The organism is Pseudomonas fluorescens (assembly GCF_000968015.1).
Taxonomy (GTDB): Bacteria; Pseudomonadota; Gammaproteobacteria; order Pseudomonadales; family Pseudomonadaceae; genus Aquipseudomonas; species Aquipseudomonas fluorescens_W.
The window spans coordinates 24,257-48,690 of sequence record NZ_LACH01000017.1; the positions used below are offsets into that span (position 1 = coordinate 24,257).

Below are 24,434 nucleotides of genomic sequence, written 5' to 3' on the forward strand. Positions count from 1 at the left end.
AGCGTCACTGTGCGTGTCCTACTGCGGCAAAACGGCGGCGAAGCCCGGTACATGGGCCTGGATCGCGTTCAGCAGTTCTTCCTTGCTGAAAGGCTTGGTCAAAAACTGGTCGGAGCCGACGATGCGCCCCTTGGCCTTGTCGAACAGCCCGTCCTTGGACGACAGCATAATCACTGGCGTGGACTTGAACGCACTGTTGTTCTTGATTAAAGCGCAGGTCTGATAACCATCCAGACGCGGCATCATGATGTCGACAAAGATGATGCCGGGGTGATTGTCGGCAATCTTGGCCAGGGCATCGAAACCATCGATGGCCGTGATCACTTCACACCCCACGTTCTTCAACAGCGTTTCGGCGGTGCGGCGAATCGTTTTCGAATCGTCGATCACCATGACCTTCAAGGCGCTGGGTTGCTGTTCCATAGTTGCTCTACCGTCGCCTTTACGAATCTATTTGTCCGCTTGCGGTTAATCGGTGGCTCGAAACCCTTGATGCTCAAGGCCCGGCACGACATGGCAGCCTTTTTAGCACAGTCTCCAACTCCAATCTATCGGGCGACTGGCGCAGTGGTTTTTCCTTGACCGGGAACACACTCAGCGCCACTCTGACGCCACTTTTGCAGGTCACTGCGACCCACCCAATTTCGAGGAAAAACCCATGAGCGTTCGCGTCGGGATTGTCATGGACCCTATCGCCAGCATCTCCTATAAAAAGGATAGCTCGCTGGCCATGTTGCTGGCCGCACAGAAGCGCGGCTGGGAACTGTTCTATATGGAACAGGGCGATTTGTACCAGGCTGAAGGCGAAGCGCGGGCGCGGATGCGTCCGTTGAAAGTCTTCGCCAACCCGGAAAAATGGTTCGAACTCGACGCCGAGACCGACGCGTTGCTGAGCGATCTGGACGTGATCCTGATGCGCAAGGATCCGCCGTTCGACATGGAATTCGTCTACTCCACTTATCTGCTGGAGCAAGCCGAACGCGCGGGCGTGCTGGTGGTCAACAAGCCGCAAAGCCTGCGTGACTGCAACGAAAAGCTGTTCGCCACGCTGTTTCCGCAGTGCACGCCGCCGACCATCGTCAGCCGTCGCCCGGACGTACTGCGTGAATTCGCCGATCACCACGGCGATGTGATCCTCAAGCCGCTGGACGGCATGGGCGGTTCGTCGATCTTCCGTCACACCGCTGGCCACCCGAACCTGTCGGTGATCCTCGAAACTCTGACCCTGCACGGCAAACAGCAAATCATGATCCAGGGTTATCTGCCGGCAATCAAAGACGGTGACAAGCGCATCCTGATGATCGACGGCGAGCCGGTGGATTACTGCCTGGCACGAATTCCGGCCGCTGGCGAAACCCGTGGCAACCTCGCCGCCGGTGGCCGTGGCGAAGCCCGACCGCTGACCGAGAAAGATCGCTGGATCGCCGCACAAGTCGGCCCGACCCTGCGCGAAAAAGGCCTGTTGTTCGTCGGTCTGGACGTGATCGGCGAGCATCTGACGGAAATCAACGTCACCAGCCCGACCTGCATTCGCGAGATTGATAACGCGTTTGGCACCGACATCGGCGGCCTGCTGATGGATGCCATCGATCAGAAGCTCAAGGCCCGTTGATATAGAACAGCCAAGAAACGACCAACATTGCGTTATCATCCGCGGCCTGTGAAAAACGCGATGTTGGTTTTTTTGTCATGACGCTCCCGTCCGATCTGCCCGCTGAACTCGCCCATCGTGGCGTGCGCCCGGCTGATCGCCTCGGTTTTACCCTGTTTCTCGCGGCGCTGATTCACCTGGCCGTGCTGTTGGGCGTCGGCTTTACGATGGTCGAACCCAAGCAAATCAGCAAAACCCTGGAAATCACCCTCGCCACCTTCAAAAGCGAAAAGAAGCCTGAGAAAGCCGATTTCCTCGCTCAAGAGAATCAGGAAGGCAGTGGCACCCTGGATAAAAAGGCAATTCCCAAGACCACCGAGGTCGCGCCTTTCCAGGACAACAAGGTGCAGAAAGTCACGCCACCGCCAGCAGCCAAACCTCAAGTGCAGGAAGCCGCACCGAAGGCAGCCGTGACGACCATCGCGCCCAAGCCGAAAAAGGCCGCGACCAAAACCGAAGAACCCAAGCCCGTCACCAAACCCGCCGTCGCCGCGCCGACGTTCGACAGTGAACAGCTGTCCACCGACATCGCCAGCCTGGAAGCGGAACTGGCCAACGAACAACAGCTGTATGCCAAGCGCCCGCGTATCCACCGCCTGAGCGCCGCGTCGACCATGCGCGACAAGGGTGCCTGGTATAAGGACGAGTGGCGCAAGAAGGTCGAGCGCATCGGCAACCTGAATTACCCCGACGAAGCGCGACGCAAGCAGATCTACGGCAATTTGCGCCTGATGGTTTCGATCAACCGTGACGGCTCGCTCTTTGAAGTGCTGGTGCTGGAGTCGTCCGGGCAACCGCTGCTGGATCAGGCAGCGCAGCGCATCGTACGGCTGGCGGCGCCGTTTTCACCGTTTACCGGGGATTTGTCGGATATCGATCGTCTGGAAATCATCCGCACCTGGAAGTTTGCCCGCGGGGACCGGTTGTCCAGTAATTGAACACCACACCCCCTGTGGGAGCGGGCTATGTGGTGAGGGGATTTAGCGGAACGCCGCACCGCCCCGTTCGGCTGCGCAGCAGTCGTAAAACCATTGCATGCGTTGTGTCAGACACAACGGGGTTGCAAGCTTGGGGTCGCTTCGCAACCCAACGGGGATAAATCCCCTCGCCACACAAGCTCGCTCCCACATTTGATCTGTGTCGACTGCCAAATTGCGGCATCCTCAGCTTGTCAGTTTGCCCCTCCAACGCCACACTAGCGCTCATGAAGAACGTCAGCCCCAGCTACCTCAAGCATCAATTCCTGATCGCCATGCCTCACATGGTCGACCCGAACTTTGCGCACACCTTGACCTACATCGTCGAGCACACGGCCAATGGTGCCATGGGCCTGGTGGTCAATCGTCCGCAAGACCTCAACCTGGCCGATATCCTCGAGCAACTGCGCCCCGACATCGAACCGCCGATGCTCTGCCAGCATGTGCCGATCTTCATCGGCGGCCCGGTGCAGACCGATCGCGGTTTTGTCCTGCACCCCTCGGGGCAGAGTTATCAGGCCACCGTTGAGCTTGATGAGAAACTGGCCCTGTCGACCTCCCAGGATGTGCTGTTCGCTATCGCCGACGGTGTCGGTCCGGCGAAAAGCCTGATCGCCCTCGGATACGCTGGCTGGGAAGCCGGCCAGCTGGAAGCCGAGCTGGCCCAGAACGCCTGGCTGACGTGCCCGTTCGATGCCGAAATCTTGTTCAACACCAGCAGCGAACTGCGCCTGGAAGCAGCGGCCAAGCACCTGGGTGTGAATCTCAGCCTGCTGACCAGCCAGGCGGGACACGCCTGATGGCCCTGCGCCTGATTTTGGGTTTCGACTACGGCACCAAACAGATCGGCGTGGCGGTCGGCCAGGTGATTACCGGCCAGGCCCGCGAGCTGTGCACCTTGAAGGCACAAAACGGTATTCCCGACTGGAATCAGGTCGAAGCCCTGATTAAAGAGTGGAAACCTGATGCCGTGGTGGTGGGCCTGCCCTTGAACATGGACGGCACGCCAAGCGACATGTGCCTGCGCGCCGAGAAATTCGCCCGCCGCCTGAATGGCCGCTACAACCTGCCCTTCTATACCCACGATGAACGCCTGACCACCTTCGAAGCCAAGGGCGAACGGCGTGATCGTGGCGGACAAAAGGGCAGCTACCGCGACAACCCGGTGGACGCCATCGCCGCCGCCCTGCTGCTGCAAGGCTGGCTCGACGAAAACACCGCACTGTTCGAATCCTGAAGAGCCGCAACAAGCGTCTCTACTTAGCGACAACCCGAGCCATCTCTCCAGCAGAACCCGGCTCGGGCCCAAGAAGGAGCAACCATGAGCCTGCCCAATCCCGTTGAACTGATCAGCCAGATGGCGACCCGGCTTGACGCCTATCTGGCCAAACGTGGCATCAGCGAACCGCGCTACATCGGTATTCGTACCGGTGGTGTCTGGGTCGCCCAGGCGTTGCTCGATGAACTGGGCAGCGACTCGCCCCTCGGCACCCTGGACGTTTCCTTCTACCGCGACGACTTCAGCCAGAACGGCCTGCACCCGCAAGTGCGCCCGTCCGCCCTGCCGTTCGAGATCGAAGGCCAACACCTGGTGCTGATCGATGACGTGCTGATGAGCGGCCGGACCATCCGCGCCGCCCTCAATGAGCTGTTCGACTACGGCCGCCCGGCCAGCGTGACATTGGTGTGCCTGCTGGATCTGGACGCCGGCGAGCTGCCGATCCGCCCGAATGTGGTCGGCGCGACCCTGTCGCTGGCCGCCCACGAACGGGTGAAACTGTCCGGCCCGGAACTCAAGCTCGAACTGCAAGACCTCGCCCTTTAATTCGCCCTATTGAGAGTCCCCCTCGCGATGACGCCTCTAGAAACCAAGCGCCCGCTGCAGCTCAATGATCAGGGCCAGCTGCGCCACTTCCTCTCGCTCGACGGTTTGCGCCGCGAGCTGCTGACGGAAATCCTCGACACCGCCGACTCGTTCCTCGAAGTCGGCGCCCGGGCAGTAAAGAAAGTCCCGTTGCTGCGCGGCAAGACCGTGTGCAACGTGTTCTTCGAGAACTCCACCCGCACCCGCACCACCTTCGAACTGGCGGCCCAGCGGCTGTCGGCGGACGTGATCACCCTGAACGTATCCACGTCGTCGGCGAGCAAGGGCGAAACCCTGCTCGACACCCTGCGCAACCTGGAAGCCATGGCCGCCGACATGTTCGTCGTGCGGCACGGTGATTCCGGTGCGGCGCACTTCATCGCCGAACATGTCTGCCCGCAAGTGGCGATCATCAACGGCGGCGACGGCCGTCACGCCCACCCGACCCAGGGCATGCTCGACATGCTCACCATCCGTCGGCACAAGGGCGGCTTCGAAAACCTTTCCGTAGCCATCGTCGGCGACATCCTGCACTCGCGGGTGGCGCGCTCGAACATGCTCGCGCTGAAAACCCTCGGCTGCCCGGACATCCGCGTGATCGCGCCGAAAACCCTGCTGCCGATCGGCATCGAGCAATATGGCGTGAAGGTTTACACCGACATGACCGAAGGCCTTAAAGACGTCGACGTGGTGATCATGCTGCGTCTGCAGCGTGAACGCATGACTGGCGGTCTGCTGCCGAGCGAAGGCGAGTTCTACCGCCTGTTCGGCCTGACCACCGCGCGCCTGGCCGGAGCCAAACCGGATTGCATCGTCATGCACCCGGGGCCGATCAACCGCGGCGTGGAGATTGAGTCGGCGGTGGCCGACGGCCCGCACTCGGTGATCCTCAACCAGGTCACCTACGGTATTGCGATTCGTATGGCCGTGCTGTCCATGGCCATGAGCGGGCAGACTGCCCAGCGCCAATTCGAGCAGGAGAACGCCCAGTGAAGCTCAGCATTCTCGGCGCCCGTGTCATCGATCCAGCCAGCGGCCTGGATCAAGTTACCGATATCCATATTGAAGCCTGCAAGATCATTGCCCTTGGCGCCGCGCCAGCCGGTTTTGTCGCCGTCGACACCCTCGACGCCAAAGGCCTGGTCGCCGCCCCTGGGCTGGTTGACCTGAACGTCGCCCTGCGCGAGCCGGGCTACAGCCGTAAAGGCTCAATCGTCAGTGAAACCCGCGCCGCCGCGGCCGGTGGCGTCACCAGCCTGTGCTGCCCACCGAAAACCAAACCGGTGCTGGACACCTCGGCCGTGGCCGAATTGATCCTCGACCGCGCCCGCGAAGCCGGCAACACCAAGGTCTTCCCGATCGGCGCCCTGAGCAAAGGCCTGGACGGCGAACAGCTGGCCGAACTGGTCGCCTTGCGCGATGCCGGTTGCGTGGCCTTCGGCAACGGCCTGGACAGCTTCCGCAACACCCGCACGCTGTGCCGGGCGCTGGAATACGCCGCAACATTCGACCTGACGGTGATTTTCAACTCTCAGGACCACGACCTGGCTGAAGGTGGTCTGGCCCACGAAGGCCCGACCGCCAGCTTCCTCGGTTTGCCGGGCATCCCCGAAACTGCCGAAACCGTGGCTCTCGCGCGGGATCTGCTGCTGGTCGAGCAAAGCGGCGTGCGCGCGCACTTCAGCCAGCTCACCAGCGCCCGTGGCGTGGCCCTGATCGCTCAGGCCCAAGCTCGCGGCCTGCCGGTGACCGCCGATGTGGCCTTGTATCAGCTGATCCTGACCGACGAAGCGCTGATCGACTTCAGCAGCCTCTATCACGTCCAGCCGCCGCTGCGCACCCGCGCTGACCGCGATGGCCTGCGTGAAGCGGTGAAATTGGGCGTGGTCTCAGCTATCTCCAGCCATCACCAACCCCACGAGCGGGATGCCAAACTGGCGCCGTTCGGGGCCACCGAGCCTGGCATCAGCAGCGTTGAGCTGCTGCTGCCGTTGGCAATGACGCTGGTGGAAGACGGTTTGCTGGACCTGCCGACGCTGTTGGCGCGCTTGAGCACCGGACCTGCCGAGGCGTTGCGCCTGCCGGCGGGCAAACTGGCGGTAGGTGGACCGGCGGATATCGTGCTGTTCGATCCGACGGCTTCGACCGTGGCCGGCGAGACCTGGCTGTCCAAAGGCGAAAACTGCCCGTTCATTGGCCACAGCCTGCCGGGCGTGGTGCGTTACACCTTGGTGGATGGACGCATCAGTCACCAGGCGTAAGCCCGCGTCGCCTGCATTCGCGAGCAGGCTCGCTCCCACAAGGGCCGCATCAACCCTGTGGGGGCGAGCCTGCTCGCGAAGACTTACTGGAAGGTGCCTCGGTTCTGCGAATTGCGAATCGACACCTGGTCATTCAGCGTCCAGAAGTCATACAGCACCCCCAGAAAGAACAACCCGCCCGTCACCAGGTACAGCAACCCGCTGATCCACTTCCCCTGATACATCCGGTGCACGCCGAACACCCCAAGAAACGTCAGCAGAATCCACGCGACGTTGTATTCGATAGGCCCCGCGGTGAACCGCAGGTCTGCTTCACGGTCCATTGCCGGGATCAGAAACAGGTCGATCAGCCAGCCGATACCCAACAAACCGAGTGTTAAGAACCAGATCGTCCCCGTCACCGGCTTGCCGTAATAGAAGCGGTGAGCGCCGGTAAAACCGAAAATCCACAGCAGGTAACCGATCACTTTGCTGTGCGTGTCTTGATGCGGTACGGGCTGTTGATAGGTGTTCATGAAGGACCTCGATTCACACGATAGATAAATATTCTTTAAATCTTTGTGACTTTTTTACGAGTTGCCGACGTATGGCAAATGGTACTGTCTCTCCCGTCAAAGCCTTATACCACCTGACGTCTGTCCGACAATCGCGTCTATTTTCCGCTTATTTGGTTCCGTTGACCCCAAGGTTGAATCGACCAACGGCCTCGGAAGGGCCAAAAAAGCTGTTATAAAGTTGCGCGCTAACTTATATGAGCCTTGCCTAATGCGTCCATTTTTCAAGACATGGCTAACCATTTGCCTTTTGATGCCACTGGCCGCCCACGCCACCAATCGTGAGCAACGTCTTCCTAACGTTAATGGTTACACCCCAAAATCCCATATTTCTGCTCCTTCGAGCAAAAACAAACAGACCTTAAAACGCGCTCCCCAACTGAGCAGCAAAAGCAGCCTTGTTCCGCCAATGGCGAGCAAGGAAAGCAGCAACGTGCTGAGCCGCGCCGTAAACGTCCTCGGTACACCCTATCGTTGGGGCGGCAGCAGCCCAAGTAAAGGCTTCGACTGCAGTGGCCTGGTGAAATACGCGTTTAACGACGCCACGTTTGACCTGCCGCGCACTTCCAACGCCATGGCCAGTGGTCATGGGGAGAAAGTCGATCGCAAGGATCTGAAGCCTGGCGACCTGATTTTCTTCAACATCAAGAGCCGTCGGGTCAATCACGTTGCCATCTACCTGGGCAACGACCGCTTCATCCACGCACCACGTCGTGGCAAGTCGGTGACCATCGACACGCTGAAGAAACCCTACTGGGAAAGCCACTACGTGGTTGCCAAGCGGGTGATGCCGAAAGAGAAGAACACCCTGCAGGTTGTTCAACGCTGATTTGAAGCAAGATCAAAAGATCGCAGCCTGCGGCAGCTCCTACACGGGATTATGCATTTCCCTGTAGGAGCTGCCGCAGGCTGCGATCTTTTGCTTTAAGCCTCAAAAACCATCCGGCGTGCGCGCCTTCTCCCGCGCATGCTCGCGGCTGATCAAGCCCTTGCTCACCAGCTCCTTCAAGCACATATCCAGCGTCTGCATCCCCAGGTTTCCCCCGGTCTGAATCGACGAGTACATCTGCGCCACCTTGTCTTCGCGGATCAGGTTACGGATCGCTGAAGTGCCGAGCATGATTTCATGGGCCGCGATCCGCCCGCCGCCGATCTTCTTGACCAACGTCTGCGACACCACCGCCAGTAACGACTCGGACAACATCGAACGAACCATCGACTTCTCGTCCCCCGGAAACACGTCCACCACCCGGTCGATGGTTTTCGCCGCCGAGGTCGTGTGCAGCGTGCCAAACACCAGGTGACCGGTTTCAGCGGCGGTCAATGCCAGGCGAATGGTCTCCAGATCCCGCATCTCCCCCACCAGAATCACGTCCGGGTCCTCCCGCAGGGCCGAGCGTAGAGCCGTGGCGAAACTGCGTGTATCACGATGGACTTCACGCTGGTTGATCAAGCATTTGCGCGACTCGTGGACGAACTCGATCGGGTCTTCGATGGTGAGGATGTGGTGATGGCGATGGGAGTTCAGGTGATCGATCATCGCCGCCAGGGTCGTGGATTTGCCGGAACCGGTCGGACCGGTCACCAGCACCAGCCCCCGCGGCGCTTCGGTAATCTTGCGAAACACTTCCCCCATACCGAGGTCGTCCATGCTCAGGACCTTGGACGGAATGGTCCGGAACACCGCGCCAGCACCACGATTGTGGTTGAACGCGTTAACCCGAAAACGCGCCACGCCGGGCACATCAAAGGAGAAGTCGGTCTCCAGGTGCTTCTCGAAGTCCACCCGCTGGGTGTCGTTCATGATGTCGTAGATCAGCGCCTGCACCTGTTTGTGGTCCAGGGCCGGCAGGTTGATGCGCCGCACATCGCCGTCGACCCGAATCATCGGTGGCAGGCCGGCAGACAGATGCAAGTCGGACGCGCCCTGTTTCGCGCTGAAAGCCAGCAGCTCAGTGATATCCATAGCGTTCCTCAATTCCAGTAGAATGCCGCGAACCTTCAGCCGCCGGCGCCTCTTGATGTCCACGATAGCAGACAACATTGCTCAGGTTAGTTCACGCATCCATGCTGCTGCCGTCGCCGCAAAGCGCGACGAAGACAGCGTCCAGCTGCTGGCCGTGAGCAAGACCAAGCCCGCCGAAGCCCTGCGCGAAGCGTATGCCGCGGGGCTGCGCGACTTTGGCGAAAACTACCTGCAGGAAGCCCTGAGCAAACAGCTCGAATTGGCCGACCTGCCCTTGATCTGGCACTTCATCGGCCCCATTCAATCGAACAAGACTCGCGCTATCGCCGAGCACTTCGCCTGGGTGCATTCCGTGGATCGTTTGAAAATCGCACAACGCCTGTCCGAACAACGTCCCGCCGATCTGCCGCCACTGAACATCTGCATCCAGGTCAACGTCAGCGGTGAAGCCAGCAAGTCCGGCTGCACCCCGGCCGACCTGCCGGCCTTGGCCAATGCCATCAGCGAACTGCCGCGCATCAAGCTGCGCGGGTTGATGGCAATCCCCGAGCCGACCGATGATCGCGCCGCCCAGGATGCCGCTTTTGCTGCCGTACAGCGCCTGCAAACCAGCCTGAACCTACCGCTCGACACACTTTCCATGGGCATGAGCCACGACCTCGAGTCGGCCATCGCCCAAGGCGCCACCTGGGTCCGTATCGGTACGGCCCTGTTTGGCGCCCGTGATTACAGTCAACCGTGAACAATGGCTGACTCCTCTCTCTATAAGGACCTGACATGAGCAAGACTCGTATTGCCTTTATCGGTGCCGGCAACATGGCCGCCAGCCTGATCGGCGGCCTGCGCGCCAAAGGTCTGGACGCCGCGCAGATCCGCGCCAGTGATCCGGGCGCTGAAACCCGCGCTCGTGTGAGCGCTGAACACGGCATCGAGGTGTTCGCCGACAACGCCGACGCCATCCAGGGCGCCGAAGTCGTCGTACTGGCGGTCAAACCCCAAGCGATGAAAGCCGTCTGCGAAGCGCTTCGCCCAAGCCTCAAGCCGAATCAACTGGTGGTTTCGATTGCGGCCGGCATCACCTGCGCCAGCATGAACAACTGGCTCGGCGCCCAACCGATCGTACGTTGTATGCCCAACACCCCGGCGCTGCTGCGTCAGGGCGTGAGCGGTTTGTTCGCCACTACTGAAGTGAGTACCGAGCAACGCCAACAGGCGCAAGAACTGCTGTCCGCCGTCGGCATCGCACTGTGGCTGAACGAAGAGCAGCAACTGGACGCGGTCACCGCCGTTTCCGGCTCGGGCCCTGCGTACTTCTTCCTGCTGATCGAAGCCATGACCGCCGCTGGCGTGAAACTTGGCCTGCCAGCAGACATCGCGGCACAACTGACCCTGCAAACCGCTTTGGGCGCCGCTCACATGGCCGTGGCCAGTGACGTCGACGCGGCTGAACTGCGTCGCCGCGTGACGTCGCCTGCGGGCACGACGGAAGCGGCGATCAAGTCGTTCCAGGCCGGCGGCTTCGAAGCCTTGGTAGAAAAAGCACTTGGCGCCGCTGCGCACCGCTCGGCCGAGATGGCCGAACAATTGGGTCAATAAGGAGCCTTACATGATTGGATTGAACACTGCAGCGGTCTACGTGCTGCAAACCCTCGGCAGCCTGTACCTGCTGATCGTGCTGCTGCGCTTCGTGCTGCAACTGGTACGCGCGAACTTCTACAACCCGCTCTGCCAGTTCGCCGTGAAAGCCACTCAGCCGCTGCTCAAGCCATTGCGCCGGATCATCCCGAGCATGTTCGGCCTGGACATGTCCTCGCTGGTGCTGGCGATCCTCGTGCAACTGGCGCTGATGGCCCTGACCCTGCTGCTGACTTACGGCACCACCGGCAACCCGCTGCAATTGCTGATCTGGTCGCTGATCGGCGTGACCGCGCTGTTCCTGAAGATTTTCTTCTTCGCCCTGATCATCAGCGTGATCCTGTCGTGGGTCGCACCGGGCAGCCACAACCCTGGCGCCGAGCTGGTGAACCAGATCTGCGAGCCGGCCCTGGCGCCGTTCCGCAAGATCCTGCCGAACCTTGGCGGCCTGGATATCTCGCCGATCCTGGCGTTCATGGTGCTCAAGTTGATCGACATGCTGGTGATCAACAACCTCGCCGCCATGACGATGATGCCGGAAATCCTGCGCCTGCTGATCTGACCCGGTGAGCTACTTTCGCTGGGACGGTGACGACCTGATTCTGGAATGTCACCTGCAACCGGCGGCCCGCAGCGATGATTTCTGCGGGCTGCATGGTGATCGATTGAAGATTCGCCTGACGGCCCCGCCGGTTGAAGGCAAGGCCAACGCGTATTTGATGGCGTTTCTGGCCAAGGCGTTTGGGGTTTCCAAGAGCCAGGTGAGTTTGATTAGCGGCGAGCTAAACCGGCAGAAGCGGGTGCGGATATGTTCGCCGAAGAAGTTGCCGGATTTACCTGGTTTGGTGCAGCGTTCGCTTTGATTGGGTGTCGCTTCAAAAAGCCACCCCTCACCCCAGCCCTCCCGAAACGTCGGACCGCCCCATAGGGGAGAGGGGGAAAGGGAGCAGATCGGGGACTTTTCAGAACCTGAGTTCGACTCAGACTTTCAGGTCGATGTAACTCGAATGAGGACCTCGGTCAGTCCCCTCTACCCCCTGGGGAGAGGGTTAGGGTGAGGGGTCGATCCAACGCCGAGCACCCATTTCCCAAACACCTCGGCCTTTGCTTGCTGCTAAAGGCAGCGGTCTTTAGACTTACGCCTCATTTCAACGAGAGCAGGGTCGATGCCAGCTGCCTTCCCCCCCGATTCTGTTGGTCTGGTGACGCCGCAAGTGGCGCACTTCAGTGAACCCCTGGCCTTGGCCTGCGGTCGTTCGCTCCCAGCTTATGACCTGATCTACGAAACCTACGGCACGCTGAACGCCGCGGCGAGCAACGCCGTGCTGATCTGCCACGCCTTGTCCGGTCACCATCACGCTGCCGGCTTCCACAGCCTCGACGACCGAAAACCCGGTTGGTGGGACAGCTGCATCGGCCCTGGCAAGCCGATCGACACCAACAAATTCTTCGTGGTCAGCCTGAACAACCTCGGCGGCTGCAACGGCTCAACCGGCCCGAGCAGCACCAACCCGGAAACCGGCAAGCCGTTTGGCGCCGACTTCCCGGTGCTGACCGTGGAAGACTGGGTTCACAGCCAGGCGCGCCTGGCAGACCTGCTCGGCATTGGCCAATGGGCCGCCGTGATTGGCGGCAGTCTCGGTGGCATGCAGGCGATGCAGTGGAGCATCACTTACCCGGATCGCATTCGCCACTGCCTGGCCATCGCCTCGGCCCCCAAGCTGTCGGCGCAGAACATTGCCTTCAACGAAGTGGCGCGCCAGGCGATCCTCACCGACCCCGAGTTCCACGGCGGTTCGTTCCAGGAAGCCGGCGTGATCCCCAAGCGTGGCTTGATGCTGGCGCGGATGGTCGGGCACATCACGTACCTGTCCGATGACTCCATGGGTGAGAAATTTGGTCGTGGCCTGAAGAGCGAAAAGCTCAACTACGACTTCCACAGCGTCGAGTTCCAGGTCGAAAGCTACCTGCGTTATCAAGGCGAAGAGTTCTCCGGGCGCTTCGACGCCAACACGTACCTGCTGATGACCAAGGCGCTGGACTACTTCGATCCGGCGGCGAACTTCGACGATGACCTGGCGAAAACCTTCGCCAATGCCCAAGCCAAGTTCTGCGTGATGTCCTTCACCACCGACTGGCGCTTCTCCCCTGCCCGCTCGCGGGAACTGGTGGACGCGCTGATGGCGGCCAAGAAAGACGTCTGCTACCTCGAGATCGACGCTCCGCAAGGCCACGACGCCTTCCTGATTCCGATCCCGCGCTACTTGCAGGCATTCAGCAATTACATGAACCGCATTTCGTTGTGAGAAAGCCATGAGAGCTGATCTGGAAATCATCCAGGAATGGATCCCCGCTGGCAGCCGCGTGCTCGACCTCGGTTGCGGCGACGGTGAGCTGCTGACCTGGCTGCGCGATAACAAGCAAGTGACCGGCTATGGCCTGGAAAACGACCCGGAGAACATCGCCGAGTGCGTGGCCAAGGGCATCAACGTGATCGAGCAGGACCTGGACAAGGGCCTGGGCAACTTTGCCAGCAACAGCTTCGACGTCGTGGTCATGACCCAGGCGCTGCAAGCCGTGCACTACCCGGACAAGATCCTCGACGAAATGCTGCGCGTCGGTCGCCAGTGCATCATCACCTTCCCCAACTTCGGTCACTGGCGCTGCCGCTGGTACCTGGCGAGCAAGGGCCGGATGCCGGTGTCTGATTTTCTGCCCTACACCTGGTACAACACACCGAACATCCACTTTTGCACCTTCGAAGACTTTGAAGCGCTGTGTCGCGAACGTGAAGCCAGGGTCATTGATCGGCTTGCCGTGGATCAACAGCACCGTCACGGGTGGGCCAGTAAGCTATGGCCTAATCTATTAGGTGAAATCGGTATTTACCGCGTCAGCAGCCCCGGGCTGCAAGACCACAAGGTCGCGGTCTGAGTCACGACACTTCGAGGAGAACGATCATGGGTCGACTAGCGCTGTTTGTACTTACTGCCTGCCTGAGCGTCACCGCCATGGCCGCCGACGTCATCAAAGGCGAGCGCAAAGAAACCTTTGGCGATGTAACGGTGCACTACAACACTTTCAACTCCACCTTCCTGACACCGGATATCGCCAAAGCAGCCGGGCTGACTCGAAGCAAGAACCAGGGCGTGATAAACGTCTCTGTGCTCAAGGATGGCAAACCACTGAGCGCTGAAGTCAGCGGATCGGTGAAAGACCTGACCAGTCAGACTGTACCGTTGAAGTTCAAACAGATCACTGAACAAGGCGCGATCTACTACATCGCCCAGTTCCCCGTCGATCAACAGGAAGTCCGCACCTTCGACATCAAGGTGCAGAACGGCGATAAAATCAACACCATCAATTTCAACCAAGAGCTCTTCCCCGGCGAATGATCAATTTCACGCAACTCGTACTGGCCAGCCACAACGCCGGCAAACTCAAGGAACTTCAGGCCATGCTCGGCGAATCGGTGCAACTGCGCTCGATCGGCGAGTTCAGCAGCGTCGAGCCTGAAGAAACCGGCCTGTCGTTCGTCGAAAACGCCATCCTCAAGGCCCGCAATGCCGCGCGCATTTCCGGCCTGCCTGCACTGGCAGACGATTCGGGGTTGGCCGTGGATTTCCTCGGCGGTGCGCCGGGTATCTACTCGGCTCGTTACGCCGATGGTCAGGGCGATGCGGCGAACAACGCCAAACTGCTTGATGCGTTGAAAGACGTGCCGGAAGCCGAACGTGGTGCGCAATTCGTTTGCGTGCTGGCGCTGGTGCGTCACGCCGATGATCCGTTGCCGATCCTTTGCGAAGGTCTGTGGCACGGACGAATCCTGACCCAAGCCAGTGGCGAACACGGTTTTGGTTACGATCCGCTGTTCTGGGTGCCGGAGCGCGATTGCTCCAGCGCCGAACTGAGCCCGAGCGACAAGAACCTCATCAGCCACCGCGCCCGTGCAATGGATCTGCTGCGCCAGCGTCTGGGCCTGAAATGATCCATGACTCATCCGCGTCGCCGCTGATCTTCGGCGGCGCCGCCCAATCGCCTCGGGCCGCCCTGCCTGTGCTGCCGCCCTTGGCGCTGTACATCCACATCCCGTGGTGTGTGCGCAAATGCCCTTATTGCGACTTCAATTCCCACACCGCCAGCCCAGTGTTGCCGGAAGAAGAATATGTGGACGCGCTGCTGGCCGACCTCGATCAGGACCTGCATGCGGTTTACGGCCGTGAGCTGAGTTCGATCTTCTTTGGTGGCGGCACGCCAAGCCTGTTTAGCGCCGAGGCTTTGGGCCGCTTGCTCAAAGGCGTCGAGCAACGCATTCCGTTCGCCAGCGACATCGAAATCACGCTGGAAGCGAATCCTGGGACGTTCGAACAAGAGAAGTTCGTCGCTTACCGCGCGCTGGGCATCAATCGCCTGTCGATCGGCATCCAAAGCTTTCAGGAAGAGAAACTCAAGGCTTTGGGGCGGATTCACAACGGCGACGAAGCGGTACGTGCCGCCGGCATGGCCCGTCAGGCCGGGTTCGACAACTTCAATCTGGACCTGATGCACGGTTTGCCCGATCAGTCCCTGGACGACGCCTTGAGCGATCTGCGCCAGGCCATCGCCCTGAAACCGACCCACTTGTCCTGGTATCAGTTGACCCTGGAACCGAACACGGTGTTCTGGAACCAGCCGCCGACACTGCCGGAAGACGACACGCTGTGGGACATTCAGGAAGCCGGTCAGGCGCTGTTGGCCGAGCACGGTTACGCGCAATACGAAGTCTCGGCGTATGCCCAACCCGGCCGTCCGGCGCGGCACAACCTCAATTACTGGAGTTTCGGCGACTTCATCGGCATCGGTGCCGGGGCTCACGGCAAACTCAGCCACCCGGACGGGCGCATCGTCCGTACCTGGAAGACCCGTCTGCCGAAGGACTACCTCAACCCGGCCAAAAGCTTCAAGGCTGGGGAGAAAGCCCTGACCAATGAAGAAATGCCGTTCGAGTTCCTGATGAACGCCTTACGCCTGACCGAGGGCGTGGAATCGCGACTGTACCCGGAACGCACCGGGATGAGCCTGGAAAGCCTCGCCGAAGGCCGCCGCGAAGCAGAACAAAGTGGCTTGTTGCAGGTCGAACCGTCACGTCTGGCGGCCACCGAGCGCGGACAACTCTTCCTCAATGACTTGCTGCAGACATTTCTGAGCTGATTTCAGCCTTAAGGGAAAACGAATGGATTTGATACTCGACCTGCTCGCCACCGCGTCCCGCTGGAGCCGTAGCAACTTGTCTGAAATCGCGCTGGCACTGGTGGGCTGCCTGCTGGTGTTGTTTGGTGCCGATATCAAAGGCTGGGTCGACGCACGCCTGGGCAGCATCGCCGGCGCCTTGCGCGTCCCGCTGATGGCCCTGCTGTGCATGGTCGGCAGCGGCGTCGCGCTGATCTACGCCACACCATGGATCATCAAAGGCCTGAGCCAGTTCAACAACTACAGCCTGGCGCCGGTGTTGTTGGTGGTGTTGGTGCTGATTGGCGTCGTAGCAGACCGCCGCTGACTTTTCGTTACACCTAAAACAACTGTAGGAGTGAGCCTGCTCGCGATAGCGGTCTGACATTCAACCTCTTAGGTGACTGTCAGACCGCTATCGCGAGCAGGCTCACTCCTACATTTTTTACCGCGTGATGTTCAGGACTGTTTTTCGAACTTCAGGTCCCACACGCCATGCCCAAGACGTTCGCCGCGGCGTTCGAACTTGGTGATCGGGCGCTCGGTCGGGCGCGGGACGCATTTGCCGTCTTCGGCCAGGTTGCGATAACCCGGCGCGACGTTCATCACTTCCAGCATGTACTCGGCGTACGGTTCCCAGTCGGTGGCCATGTGCAGCACACCGCCGACCTTCAACTTGCTGCGCACCAGTTCAGCGAACGACGCCTGAACGATACGACGCTTGTGGTGACGGCTCTTGTGCCATGGGTCCGGGAAAAACAGCATCAGGCGATCGAGGCTGTTGTCGGCCACGCAGCGGTTGAGCACTTCAATCGCATCGCAATCGTAGACCCGCAGGTTGGTCAGGCCCTGAGTCAGCACGCCATTGAGCAGCGCGCCAACACCCGGACGGTGCACTTCCACGCCAATGAAATCCTGCTCCGGCGAGGCCGCGGCCATTTCCAGCAGCGAATGGCCCATGCCGAAACCGATTTCCAGCGAGCGCGGCGCCGAACGACCGAACACCTGATCGAAGTCCACCGGCGCATCGGCCAGAGGCAACACGAACAGCGGCGTGCCCTGCTCCAGACCTTTTTGCTGGCCTTCGGTCATGCGCCCGGCGCGCATCACAAAACTCTTGATGCGGCGGTGTTGGCGCTCTTCGCCTTCTTCCGGCTGGATAGGCGTTTCGTTTGATTCAGTCATCAATGGCTCTTACTTGATCAGACCATCCAGCGGCGAGGAGGCGCTGGCATAGAGTTTTTTCGGCATGCGGCCGGCGAGGTAGGCCAGGCGGCCCGCGACAATGGCGTGTTTCATGGCTTCAGCCATCATGATCGGCTGCTGGGCATGGGCGATGGCCGAGTTCATCAGCACCGCTTCGCAACCCAGTTCCATGGCGATGGTGGCATCGGAGGCGGTACCGACACCGGCATCCACCAACACCGGGATCTTGGCTTCTTCAAGGATGATCTGCAGGTTGTACGGGTTGCAGATCCCCAGGCCCGTGCCGATCAGACCGGCCAGCGGCATGACCGCGATGCAGCCGATTTCCGCCAGTTGACGGGCAATGATCGGGTCATCACTGGTGTAGACCATCACGTCGAAACCTTCCTTGACCAGCACTTCGGCGGCCTTGAGGGTTTCGATCACGTTGGGGAACAGGGTTTTCTGGTCGGCCAGCACTTCCAGCTTCACCAGGTTGTGGCCGCCGAGCAGCTCACGGGCCAGGCGGCAGGTGCGCACAGCCTCGGTAGCGTCGAAGCAACCGGCGGTGTTAGGCAGGAAGGTGTAGCGATCCGGCGACAGGACTTCGAGCAGGTTCGGTTCGCCCGGGTTCTGGCCGAGGTTGGTGCGGCGCACCGCGAAGGTGACGATCTCGGCACCCGAGGCTTCGATGGCCAGGCGGGTTTCTTCCATGTCGCGGTACTTGCCAGTACCTACCAGCAAACGCGACTGGTAAGTACGACCGGCCAGGACGAAGGGCTTGTCGCTACGAACGATGCTCATGGGAAATCCTCTGTAGGGGTGAGGTTCTTGCAGAATTCCTTATTAACCAAACGCTGTGAAAACGTCGCGAGCGAAGGAAAGACAAGGCAAAAACAGGCGAGGAAGCGGAGTTTACGGGTTGTAAATGAGCATTCCGAGCCTGTTTTTAACGCAGTATTTCCGAGCGCAGCAGTTTTCACAGTGTTTGGCGACTAGCCGCCGCCGATGGCGTGAACCACTTCGACGCAATCGCCGTCGTTCAGCGTGGTTTCTGCGTGCTGGCTGCGCGGGACGATATCCAGATTGAGTTCGACCGCCACCCGGCGCCCGGTCAGTTCCAGACGGGTCAGCAGGGCCGCAACGGTTTCACCGTCGGGCAGTTCAAGGGATTCGCCGTTCAACTGAATGCGCATACCGAATGCCGCCATCATTTTTAGGGGCTGGCATTCTAGCCCGATCAGTCTTGGCGACCCAAGCCATTCGTCATGAAATGGACCACCCGGTCAGCTCAACCGCCAGGCGGCAAGCCCCAGGCAGAACCAGCCGACCAGAAATGCCAGGCCGCCGAAGGGGGTGATGATCCCGAGCTTGCTGACGCTGGTCACGGTCAACAGGTACAGACTGCCGGAAAACAGCAGGATGCCGACGACAAACGATGCACCCGCCCACGTGATCAGACGACCGGGAATCTGCGTGGCCAGCAGCGCAACGCCCAGCAACGCCAAGGTGTGCACCAATTGGTAGGTCACGCCGGTGTGGAAAATCGCCAGGTACTCGGGCGTCAGACGGCTTTTCAAGCCATGGGCGGCGAACGCGCCAAGGGCAACACCGGTGAAGCCGAAAAAAGCGGCCAGCATCAGAAAGCCACGCAGCATGAAGAACTCCAGTCAGACTCGATCCACAGGGTCTGTATAATGGCCCGCTCAACGGGTTCGGCCAAGCCATCTCTATGCTGCGTATATTTTTACGACGATTCACGAAGTCCCTGCTCTGGTTCGCGGGTGGCAGCGTATTGCTGGTGCTGATCTTTCGCGTGGTACCGCCACCGGGAACGGCGTTGATGGTCGAGCGCAAGGTCGAATCCTGGTTCGACGGCGAGCCCATCGATCTGCAACGCACCTGGAAACCCTGGGATGAAATCTCCGACGACCTAAAAGTCGCGGTGATTGCCGGCGAGGATCAGAAATTCCCGGAGCATTGGGGTTTTGACTTTGGCGCGATCCAGGCCGCACTGGCTCACAACGAGCTCGGTGGAACGATTCGTGGCGCCAGCACCCTGAGCCAGCAGGTCTCGAAGAATCTGTTTCTGTGGTCCGGCCGCAGCTGGCTGCGCAAAGGCCTGGAGGCGTGGTTTACCGGGCTGATCGAAGTGTTCTGGCCCAAGCAGCGAATTCTTGAGGTGTATCTCAACAGTGTCGAGTGGGATGACGGTGTGTTTGGCGCGGAAGCGGCGGCCAGGCATCACTTTGGTGTAAGCGCTAAAGGTTTGAGTCGCCAGCAATCGAGCCTGCTGGCCGCCGTACTGCCAAACCCGCGGGTTTGGAGTGCGAGTCATCCGACCAATTACGTCGCACGGCGGGCCGGGTGGATTCGGCAGCAGATGAGTCAGTTGGGGGGCGATAGCTATCTGGTTGGCATCAACGATTCACGCCGGGCGCCTTGGGCCGAGTAACCGATCCTCTGAACACCTGAGACTCCTGTGGGAGCGAGCTTGCTCGCGATAGCGGTTGATCATTCAACATCTGTATCCACTGACCCGACGCCATCGCGAGCAAGCTCGCTCCCACATGGGTTATGTGTTGAGCACACAAACAAAAACGCCCCGATCAATGATCGGGGCGTTTTTTTATGTCGGCGCGCAGGTTATGCGGCAATCGACAACTTGAGCTTGTTCATCGCGCTCTTCTCGAGCTGACGAATACGCTCGGCCGACACGTTGTACTTCTGCGCCAGGTCGTGCAGCGTGGCTTTTTCTTCTGCCAGCCAGCGCTGGTAGAGGATGTCACGGCTGCGGTCGTCCAGCACTTCAAGCGCTTCGTGCAGGTTGTGGTTCGAGTTGTCGCTCCAGTCAGCATCTTCCAGCTGACGGGCCGGGTCGTACCGGTGGTCTTCCAGATAGTTGGCTGGCGACTGGAAAGCACTGTCGTCGTCCGCTTCCGCGGCCGGGTCGAAGGCCATGTCATGGCCGGTCAGGCGACTTTCCATCTCACGCACTTCCCGAGGCTCTACACCGAGGCTTTCCGCCACACGGTGGACTTCCTCGTTGTTCAGCCACGCCAGACGTTTTTTCTGGCTGCGCAGGTTGAAGAACAGCTTGCGCTGGGCCTTGGTGGTCGCGACTTTCACAATGCGCCAGTTGCGCAGGATGAACTCGTGGATTTCCGCCTTGATCCAGTGCACAGCGAACGAAACCAGACGCACACCCATTTCCGGGTTGAAGCGCTTCACGGCCTTCATCAGGCCGACGTTGCCTTCCTGGATCAGGTCAGCCTGAGCCAGACCGTAGCCGGAATAGCTACGGGCGATATGTACGACAAAACGCAGGTGGGCGAGCACCATCTGCCGAGCCGCCCCCAAATCCTGCTCATAATAGAGACTCTCGGCCAGTTCACGCTCCTGCTCCGGCGTCAGCAATGGAATGCTGTTCACGGTGTGCACATAGGCCTCCAGGTTCGCACCCGGGACCAGAGCATATGCAGGTTGCAAAGAATTGGTCATACGAAAAAACCTCCGACTTACATAACTCGTGCAGTTCAGCACTGCGAAAATTGACCGGAAACCGAAAGACAAGTTCCCATAAATACTGAAAGGTCAATACGAGCAAAGTGATACTACTTAGGCGCAAGCTCCCTCAGGTGGCGTGCGACTGCAATCCATGCACCGATATACCCCAACAGCACCGCGCCAAGCAAGAGAGACAGACCGTCGGCAACCGGCACTCCGGCCAGCGCGAAATCACTGCCGTACAAACCGGCCAGCCCCACCACCGCGTCGTTCAGCCAATCAAGGCCGAACGCCAATACGCCCCAGGAAAGAATCCCCGCACCGAAGCCATAAAGCGCACCCATATACAGAAAAGGCCTGCGCACATAGCTGTCAGTGCCGCCGACGAGTTTAATCACTTCTATCTCTGTGCGGCGGTTTTCAATATGAAGACGAATGGTATTGCCTATCACCAAAAGTAATGCAGAAACCAGAAGCACGGTCAGACCGAAGACAAAACGGTCACCCAGCTTGAGGATGGCTGCCAGACGCTCGACCCAGACTAGATCAAGTTGCGCCTGTTGTACCTTGGGCAACTCGGAAAGTTTTTGTCGTAATGCTTCAAGGGCCGGCTTGTCGACTTCGTTCGGCGTCACCAGAACCACGCCTGGCAGCGGGTTTTCTGGCAATTCCTTGAGCGCCTCACCCAGACCTGATTGCTGCTGGAACTCTTCCAGCGCCTGATCGCGGCCGACATATTCAGCATCAGCTACGCCAGGCATCCCCTTGATCTGCTCGCGCAACGACTCACCCTCCGCAGGGCTGGCCTCGATTTGCAGGTACAGGGAAATCTGCGCCGCACGCTGCCAGGAACCGCCGAGACGCTCGACGTTATTTAGCAAAAGTGACAGGCCCATCGGCAAACTCAGGGCAACCGCCATCACCATGCAGGTGAAGAAGCTACCGACTGGCTGTTTGCCCAAACGACGCAAGCTATCGAGCAAGCTGGCGCGATGACTCTCGACCCAGGCGCGGAACAGAGTGGCGAAATCCGGGCCGTCATCATCGTCGCGTTTTTTCTTCTGCGGCTGCTGGTCGGCGGCCTTCGGGGCCACACGCTCGGAAACCTTGGGGCTGCGTGTCGCACTCATACGCCGGCCTCCCCGTCACCGATCAACCGACCGCGCTGCAGGGTCAGCATGCGGTGGCGCATGCGGGCAATCAGTGCCAGGTCGTGACTGGCAATCAGCACGCTGGTGCCCAGACGGTTGATGTCTTCGAACACGCCCATGATTTCAGCCGCCAGACGTGGATCGAGGTTACCGGTCGGTTCGTCTGCCAGCAGCAAGGCCGGGCGGTGAACGATGGCGCGGGCGATGCCGACGCGCTGTTGCTGACCGGTGGACAAGTCGCCCGGGTACAAATCGGTCTTGTCCGACAGCGCCACACGTTCCAGGGCCGAATCCACGCGCTTGGCGATCTCGGCCTTGGACAGCCCAAGGATCTGCAACGGCAGCGCGATGTTGTTGAACACCGTGCGATCGAACAGCAGCTGGTGGTTCTGGAATACCACGCCGATCTGCCGGCGCAAGTAAGGAATCTGTGCGTTGCTGATGGTGCTGAGGTCTTGCCCGGCCAGCAGCAATTTGCCAGTGGTCGGACGCTCCATAGCCAGCAGCAGGCGCAACAAAGTGCTTTTACCAGCGCCAGAGTGGCCAGTCACAAACAAAAACTCGCCCCGACGGACTCGAAAGCTCAGCTCATGCAAGCCGACGTGACCGTTCGGGTAGCGCTTACCGACCTGTTCGAAACGAATCATGAACGCTCCCGCTCGGCAAACAATGCCTGGACAAAGGGCTCTGCTTCAAAAGTACGCAAATCATCGATGCCTTCACCGACGCCGATGTAGCGAATCGGCAAGCCAAACTGCTTGGCGAGGGCGAAAATCACCCCGCCTTTGGCGGTGCCGTCGAGCTTGGTCAGCGCCAGGCCGGTTAGTTCGACGGTCTGGTTGAATTGTTTGGCCTGGCTGATCGCGTTCTGCCCCGTACCGGCATCAAGCACCAACAGCACCTCGTGAGGCGCATCGGCGTCGAGTTTGCTGATAACCCGGCGAACCTTTTTCAGCTCTTCCATCAAATTGTCTTTGGTATGCAGGCGACCGGCGGTGTCGGCGATCAGCACGTCGATGCCACGGGCCTTGGCGGCTTGCACGGCATCGAAGATAACCGAAGCCGAGTCAGCGCCAGTGTGCTGGGCGATGACCGGGATCTTGTTGCGTTCCCCCCAGACCTGCAATTGTTCGACGGCGGCGGCGCGGAAGGTATCGCCGGCCGCGAGCATGACTTTCTTGCCTTCGAGCTGCAGCTTCTTCGCCAGTTTGCCGATGGTGGTGGTCTTGCCCGCACCGTTGACGCCGACAACCAGAATCACGAACGGCTTGTTCTGCGAAGCGATTTTCAGCGGTTGCTCGACGGGTTTGAGCATCGCCGCCAGTTCCGCTTGCAGGGATTTGTACAGCGCATCGGCATCGGCCAGTTCTTTGCGAGCGACCTTCTGGGTCAGACGCTGAATGATCACCGACGTAGCCTCGACGCCAACGTCGGCGGTCAGCAGGCGGGTTTCGATGTCTTCGAGCAGTTCGTCATCGATGATCTTCTTGCCCAGGAACAGGGCGGCCATGCCTTCGCCAATGGTGGCGCTGGTCTTGGACAAGCCTTGTTTCAGGCGGGCGAAGAAACCGGCTTTGGTTTCTTCGGTACGCGCGGGCTCGGCAGGCGCTTCGACGGGAACGACAGGTGCGGCGGCAACGGGAGCGACGACCGGCGCCGGCGCTTGAACAACCGGAGCAACCGGAGCAAGGAATGCGGGCACCACAGGTTCTGGAACAACCGGTTCAGGCTCAGCCACTACCACTGGTGCGACAACCGGCTCAACCACTGGCGCTTGAACGGGCTCAGGAGCAAAGGCAGTCGGGGCTGGAATGGGTGGTGTAACGTGAGGTGCCAGGTCATCTACGACCAATGCCACCGGCTCTTCCGCCACTGGCAACGTCAGCCATGGCTCGGCAACGGGCGTGAGCGGCACCTGGGCCACGACTTCGGCGACGACATCAGGCTCAAGCTCGGCGACCGGTTGCAGCACCGGCTCGGCGACCGGCAGGACAATCGGCGCGGGCTCTGCTTCTATTACCGGCGCAGGCGTGGGCTCAGGAAGTGGCTGTGGCTGTTCGACGACGGGTTCCTGCGGCTTTTTGCGCAGCCATCCGAACAGGCTTTTCTTCTCACCAGCCGCAGCTGGGGCTTTCTTGTCGTCGTTGGAACCAAACATGGAGGACGGCTATCTCACAGTAGCGACGCGCCTAAGGGCGCCTCGGCAAATAAATATTCGATGCAGAACAGACTGCGATTGACCCAGCTTGTTCACGCGCAACATTTTGTCGAGGTGCAAACGGCACCTTACAAAAACGATTTCACGAAGGACTGGAGCGGCAAAATCGGCGAAAAAGCAGAGTTTAGTTGATAAACCACAGCCTTCTGCCGCAAACCCAAACAACCTGATCAAACCCGAAGGCCTGATAGGCGTGGCCGCCAGTAAAACGGATCAGTATCCTAGCACCCTCTCGCCCGCCGACGCTAAGACCAAGC

Annotated in this window: 30 protein-coding genes; 19 read left to right on the forward strand and 11 right to left on the reverse strand. The window is 60.0% G+C overall.

Annotated features, from left to right (window positions below):
- Positions 1–18: 18 nt before the first annotated feature.
- Complete coding sequence (gene pilG / locus VD17_RS09765) at positions 19–423, reverse strand: twitching motility response regulator PilG (RefSeq protein WP_046053663.1); 405 nt, start codon at positions 421–423, stop codon at positions 19–21.
- Between the two features lie 235 nt (positions 424–658).
- Between pilG and gshB the strand changes: the two genes are divergently transcribed.
- The 7 genes from gshB to VD17_RS09800 all read left to right on the forward strand — a co-directional run bounded on the left by gshB (position 659) and on the right by VD17_RS09800 (position 6,753).
- Positions 659–1,612: a glutathione synthase gene (gene gshB, locus VD17_RS09770; RefSeq protein WP_046053664.1), complete on the forward strand. Its 954-nt coding sequence runs from the start codon at positions 659–661 to the stop codon at positions 1,610–1,612.
- Positions 1,613–1,689: 77 nt separating this feature from the next.
- Positions 1,690–2,589, forward strand: coding sequence for an energy transducer TonB (locus tag VD17_RS09775; RefSeq protein WP_046053665.1), 900 nt, complete (start codon positions 1,690–1,692; stop codon positions 2,587–2,589).
- A gap of 266 nt (positions 2,590–2,855) precedes the next feature.
- Positions 2,856–3,428: a YqgE/AlgH family protein gene (locus VD17_RS09780; protein ID WP_008152608.1), complete on the forward strand. Its 573-nt coding sequence runs from the start codon at positions 2,856–2,858 to the stop codon at positions 3,426–3,428.
- Entirely contained in the window at positions 3,428–3,865 is a 438-nt protein-coding gene (gene ruvX, locus VD17_RS09785; RefSeq protein WP_005792259.1) for a Holliday junction resolvase RuvX, read from the forward strand. The genes VD17_RS09780 and ruvX overlap by 1 nt, the downstream gene beginning before the upstream one ends.
- A gap of 84 nt (positions 3,866–3,949) precedes the next feature.
- Entirely contained in the window at positions 3,950–4,453 is a 504-nt protein-coding gene (pyrR, locus tag VD17_RS09790) for a bifunctional pyr operon transcriptional regulator/uracil phosphoribosyltransferase PyrR (protein WP_033060467.1), read from the forward strand.
- A 27-nt stretch (positions 4,454–4,480) separates the two neighbouring features.
- Positions 4,481–5,485, forward strand: coding sequence for an aspartate carbamoyltransferase catalytic subunit (locus tag VD17_RS09795; protein WP_007897943.1), 1,005 nt, complete (start codon positions 4,481–4,483; stop codon positions 5,483–5,485).
- Entirely contained in the window at positions 5,482–6,753 is a 1,272-nt protein-coding gene (locus VD17_RS09800) for a dihydroorotase (protein WP_046053666.1), read from the forward strand. Before VD17_RS09795 ends, VD17_RS09800 begins: the two co-directional genes overlap by 4 nt.
- A gap of 83 nt (positions 6,754–6,836) precedes the next feature.
- Here VD17_RS09800 and VD17_RS09805 read toward each other — a convergent pair whose 3' ends face one another.
- Positions 6,837–7,268, reverse strand: a complete 432-nt coding sequence (locus VD17_RS09805) for an NINE protein (RefSeq protein WP_046053667.1) — start codon at positions 7,266–7,268, stop codon at positions 6,837–6,839.
- 250 nt (positions 7,269–7,518) lie between these two features.
- On the opposite strand from VD17_RS09805, the gene VD17_RS09810 reads away from it, so the two are divergent.
- Positions 7,519–8,136: a C40 family peptidase gene (locus VD17_RS09810; RefSeq protein WP_046053668.1), complete on the forward strand. Its 618-nt coding sequence runs from the start codon at positions 7,519–7,521 to the stop codon at positions 8,134–8,136.
- 102 nt (positions 8,137–8,238) lie between these two features.
- On the opposite strand, the gene VD17_RS09815 is transcribed toward VD17_RS09810, so the two are convergent.
- Entirely contained in the window at positions 8,239–9,273 is a 1,035-nt protein-coding gene (locus VD17_RS09815) for a type IV pilus twitching motility protein PilT (RefSeq protein WP_046053669.1), read from the reverse strand.
- 55 nt (positions 9,274–9,328) lie between these two features.
- Between VD17_RS09815 and VD17_RS09820 the strand changes: the two genes are divergently transcribed.
- The 10 genes from VD17_RS09820 (at position 9,329) to VD17_RS09865 (ending at position 16,444) form a co-directional block, all read left to right on the forward strand.
- On the forward strand, positions 9,329–10,015 hold the full coding sequence (locus VD17_RS09820; RefSeq protein WP_046053670.1) for a YggS family pyridoxal phosphate-dependent enzyme: 687 nt from the start codon (positions 9,329–9,331) through the stop codon (positions 10,013–10,015).
- A gap of 35 nt (positions 10,016–10,050) precedes the next feature.
- Positions 10,051–10,869 carry a pyrroline-5-carboxylate reductase gene (gene proC, locus VD17_RS09825; protein WP_046053671.1) on the forward strand — a complete coding sequence of 273 codons (819 nt, stop codon included), beginning with the start codon at positions 10,051–10,053 and terminating at the stop codon, positions 10,867–10,869.
- A gap of 10 nt (positions 10,870–10,879) precedes the next feature.
- Positions 10,880–11,470, forward strand: coding sequence for a YggT family protein (locus tag VD17_RS09830; RefSeq protein WP_017341276.1), 591 nt, complete (start codon positions 10,880–10,882; stop codon positions 11,468–11,470).
- A 4-nt stretch (positions 11,471–11,474) separates the two neighbouring features.
- A complete protein-coding gene (locus VD17_RS09835) occupies positions 11,475–11,771 on the forward strand; it encodes a DUF167 domain-containing protein (protein WP_033060477.1) in 297 nt (98 codons plus the stop codon).
- Between the two features lie 303 nt (positions 11,772–12,074).
- Entirely contained in the window at positions 12,075–13,214 is a 1,140-nt protein-coding gene (gene metX / locus VD17_RS09840) for a homoserine O-succinyltransferase MetX (protein WP_046053672.1), read from the forward strand.
- A gap of 7 nt (positions 13,215–13,221) precedes the next feature.
- A complete protein-coding gene (gene metW, locus VD17_RS09845; protein WP_046053673.1) occupies positions 13,222–13,842 on the forward strand; it encodes a methionine biosynthesis protein MetW in 621 nt (206 codons plus the stop codon).
- A gap of 26 nt (positions 13,843–13,868) precedes the next feature.
- Positions 13,869–14,303 (forward strand): DUF4426 domain-containing protein, encoded by a 435-nt coding sequence (locus VD17_RS09850; protein ID WP_046053674.1) that lies wholly within the window; start codon positions 13,869–13,871, stop codon positions 14,301–14,303.
- On the forward strand, positions 14,300–14,896 hold the full coding sequence (rdgB, locus tag VD17_RS09855) for an RdgB/HAM1 family non-canonical purine NTP pyrophosphatase (protein ID WP_046053675.1): 597 nt from the start codon (positions 14,300–14,302) through the stop codon (positions 14,894–14,896). Before VD17_RS09850 ends, rdgB begins: the two co-directional genes overlap by 4 nt.
- On the forward strand, positions 14,893–16,098 hold the full coding sequence (gene hemW, locus VD17_RS09860) for a radical SAM family heme chaperone HemW (RefSeq protein ID WP_046053676.1): 1,206 nt from the start codon (positions 14,893–14,895) through the stop codon (positions 16,096–16,098). Before rdgB ends, hemW begins: the two co-directional genes overlap by 4 nt.
- Positions 16,099–16,120: 22 nt before the next feature.
- Positions 16,121–16,444 carry a DUF3392 domain-containing protein gene (locus tag VD17_RS09865; protein WP_033060485.1) on the forward strand — a complete coding sequence of 108 codons (324 nt, stop codon included), beginning with the start codon at positions 16,121–16,123 and terminating at the stop codon, positions 16,442–16,444.
- A gap of 131 nt (positions 16,445–16,575) precedes the next feature.
- Here the strand turns inward: VD17_RS09865 and trmB are convergent, their stop codons facing one another.
- The 4 genes from trmB to VD17_RS09885 all read right to left on the reverse strand — a co-directional run bounded on the left by trmB (position 16,576) and on the right by VD17_RS09885 (position 18,959).
- On the reverse strand, positions 16,576–17,301 hold the full coding sequence (gene trmB, locus VD17_RS09870; protein ID WP_046053677.1) for a tRNA (guanosine(46)-N7)-methyltransferase TrmB: 726 nt from the start codon (positions 17,299–17,301) through the stop codon (positions 16,576–16,578).
- A 9-nt stretch (positions 17,302–17,310) separates the two neighbouring features.
- Positions 17,311–18,105, reverse strand: coding sequence for a thiazole synthase (locus VD17_RS09875; RefSeq protein ID WP_007897902.1), 795 nt, complete (start codon positions 18,103–18,105; stop codon positions 17,311–17,313).
- A gap of 191 nt (positions 18,106–18,296) precedes the next feature.
- On the reverse strand, positions 18,297–18,497 hold the full coding sequence (thiS, locus tag VD17_RS09880; protein WP_168185100.1) for a sulfur carrier protein ThiS: 201 nt from the start codon (positions 18,495–18,497) through the stop codon (positions 18,297–18,299).
- Positions 18,498–18,587: 90 nt separating this feature from the next.
- A complete protein-coding gene (locus VD17_RS09885) occupies positions 18,588–18,959 on the reverse strand; it encodes a DUF423 domain-containing protein (RefSeq protein WP_046053678.1) in 372 nt (123 codons plus the stop codon).
- A 74-nt stretch (positions 18,960–19,033) separates the two neighbouring features.
- Between VD17_RS09885 and mtgA the strand changes: the two genes are divergently transcribed.
- On the forward strand, positions 19,034–19,756 hold the full coding sequence (gene mtgA / locus VD17_RS09890) for a monofunctional biosynthetic peptidoglycan transglycosylase (protein WP_046053679.1): 723 nt from the start codon (positions 19,034–19,036) through the stop codon (positions 19,754–19,756).
- A 191-nt stretch (positions 19,757–19,947) separates the two neighbouring features.
- On the opposite strand, the gene rpoH is transcribed toward mtgA, so the two are convergent.
- The 4 genes from rpoH to ftsY all read right to left on the reverse strand — a co-directional run bounded on the left by rpoH (position 19,948) and on the right by ftsY (position 24,117).
- Positions 19,948–20,802: an RNA polymerase sigma factor RpoH gene (gene rpoH, locus VD17_RS09895; RefSeq protein WP_007897890.1), complete on the reverse strand. Its 855-nt coding sequence runs from the start codon at positions 20,800–20,802 to the stop codon at positions 19,948–19,950.
- Positions 20,803–20,915: 113 nt separating this feature from the next.
- The gene (gene ftsX, locus VD17_RS09900) at positions 20,916–21,938 is read right to left on the reverse strand and encodes a permease-like cell division protein FtsX (RefSeq protein ID WP_046053680.1); all 1,023 of its coding nucleotides are present in this window, start codon (positions 21,936–21,938) and stop codon (positions 20,916–20,918) included.
- Positions 21,935–22,606, reverse strand: a complete 672-nt coding sequence (gene ftsE, locus VD17_RS09905) for a cell division ATP-binding protein FtsE (protein ID WP_008152655.1) — start codon at positions 22,604–22,606, stop codon at positions 21,935–21,937. Before ftsE ends, ftsX begins: the two co-directional genes overlap by 4 nt.
- Positions 22,603–24,117, reverse strand: a complete 1,515-nt coding sequence (gene ftsY / locus VD17_RS09910) for a signal recognition particle-docking protein FtsY (protein ID WP_046053681.1) — start codon at positions 24,115–24,117, stop codon at positions 22,603–22,605. The genes ftsE and ftsY overlap by 4 nt, the downstream gene beginning before the upstream one ends.
- Positions 24,118–24,434 lie beyond the last annotated feature (317 nt).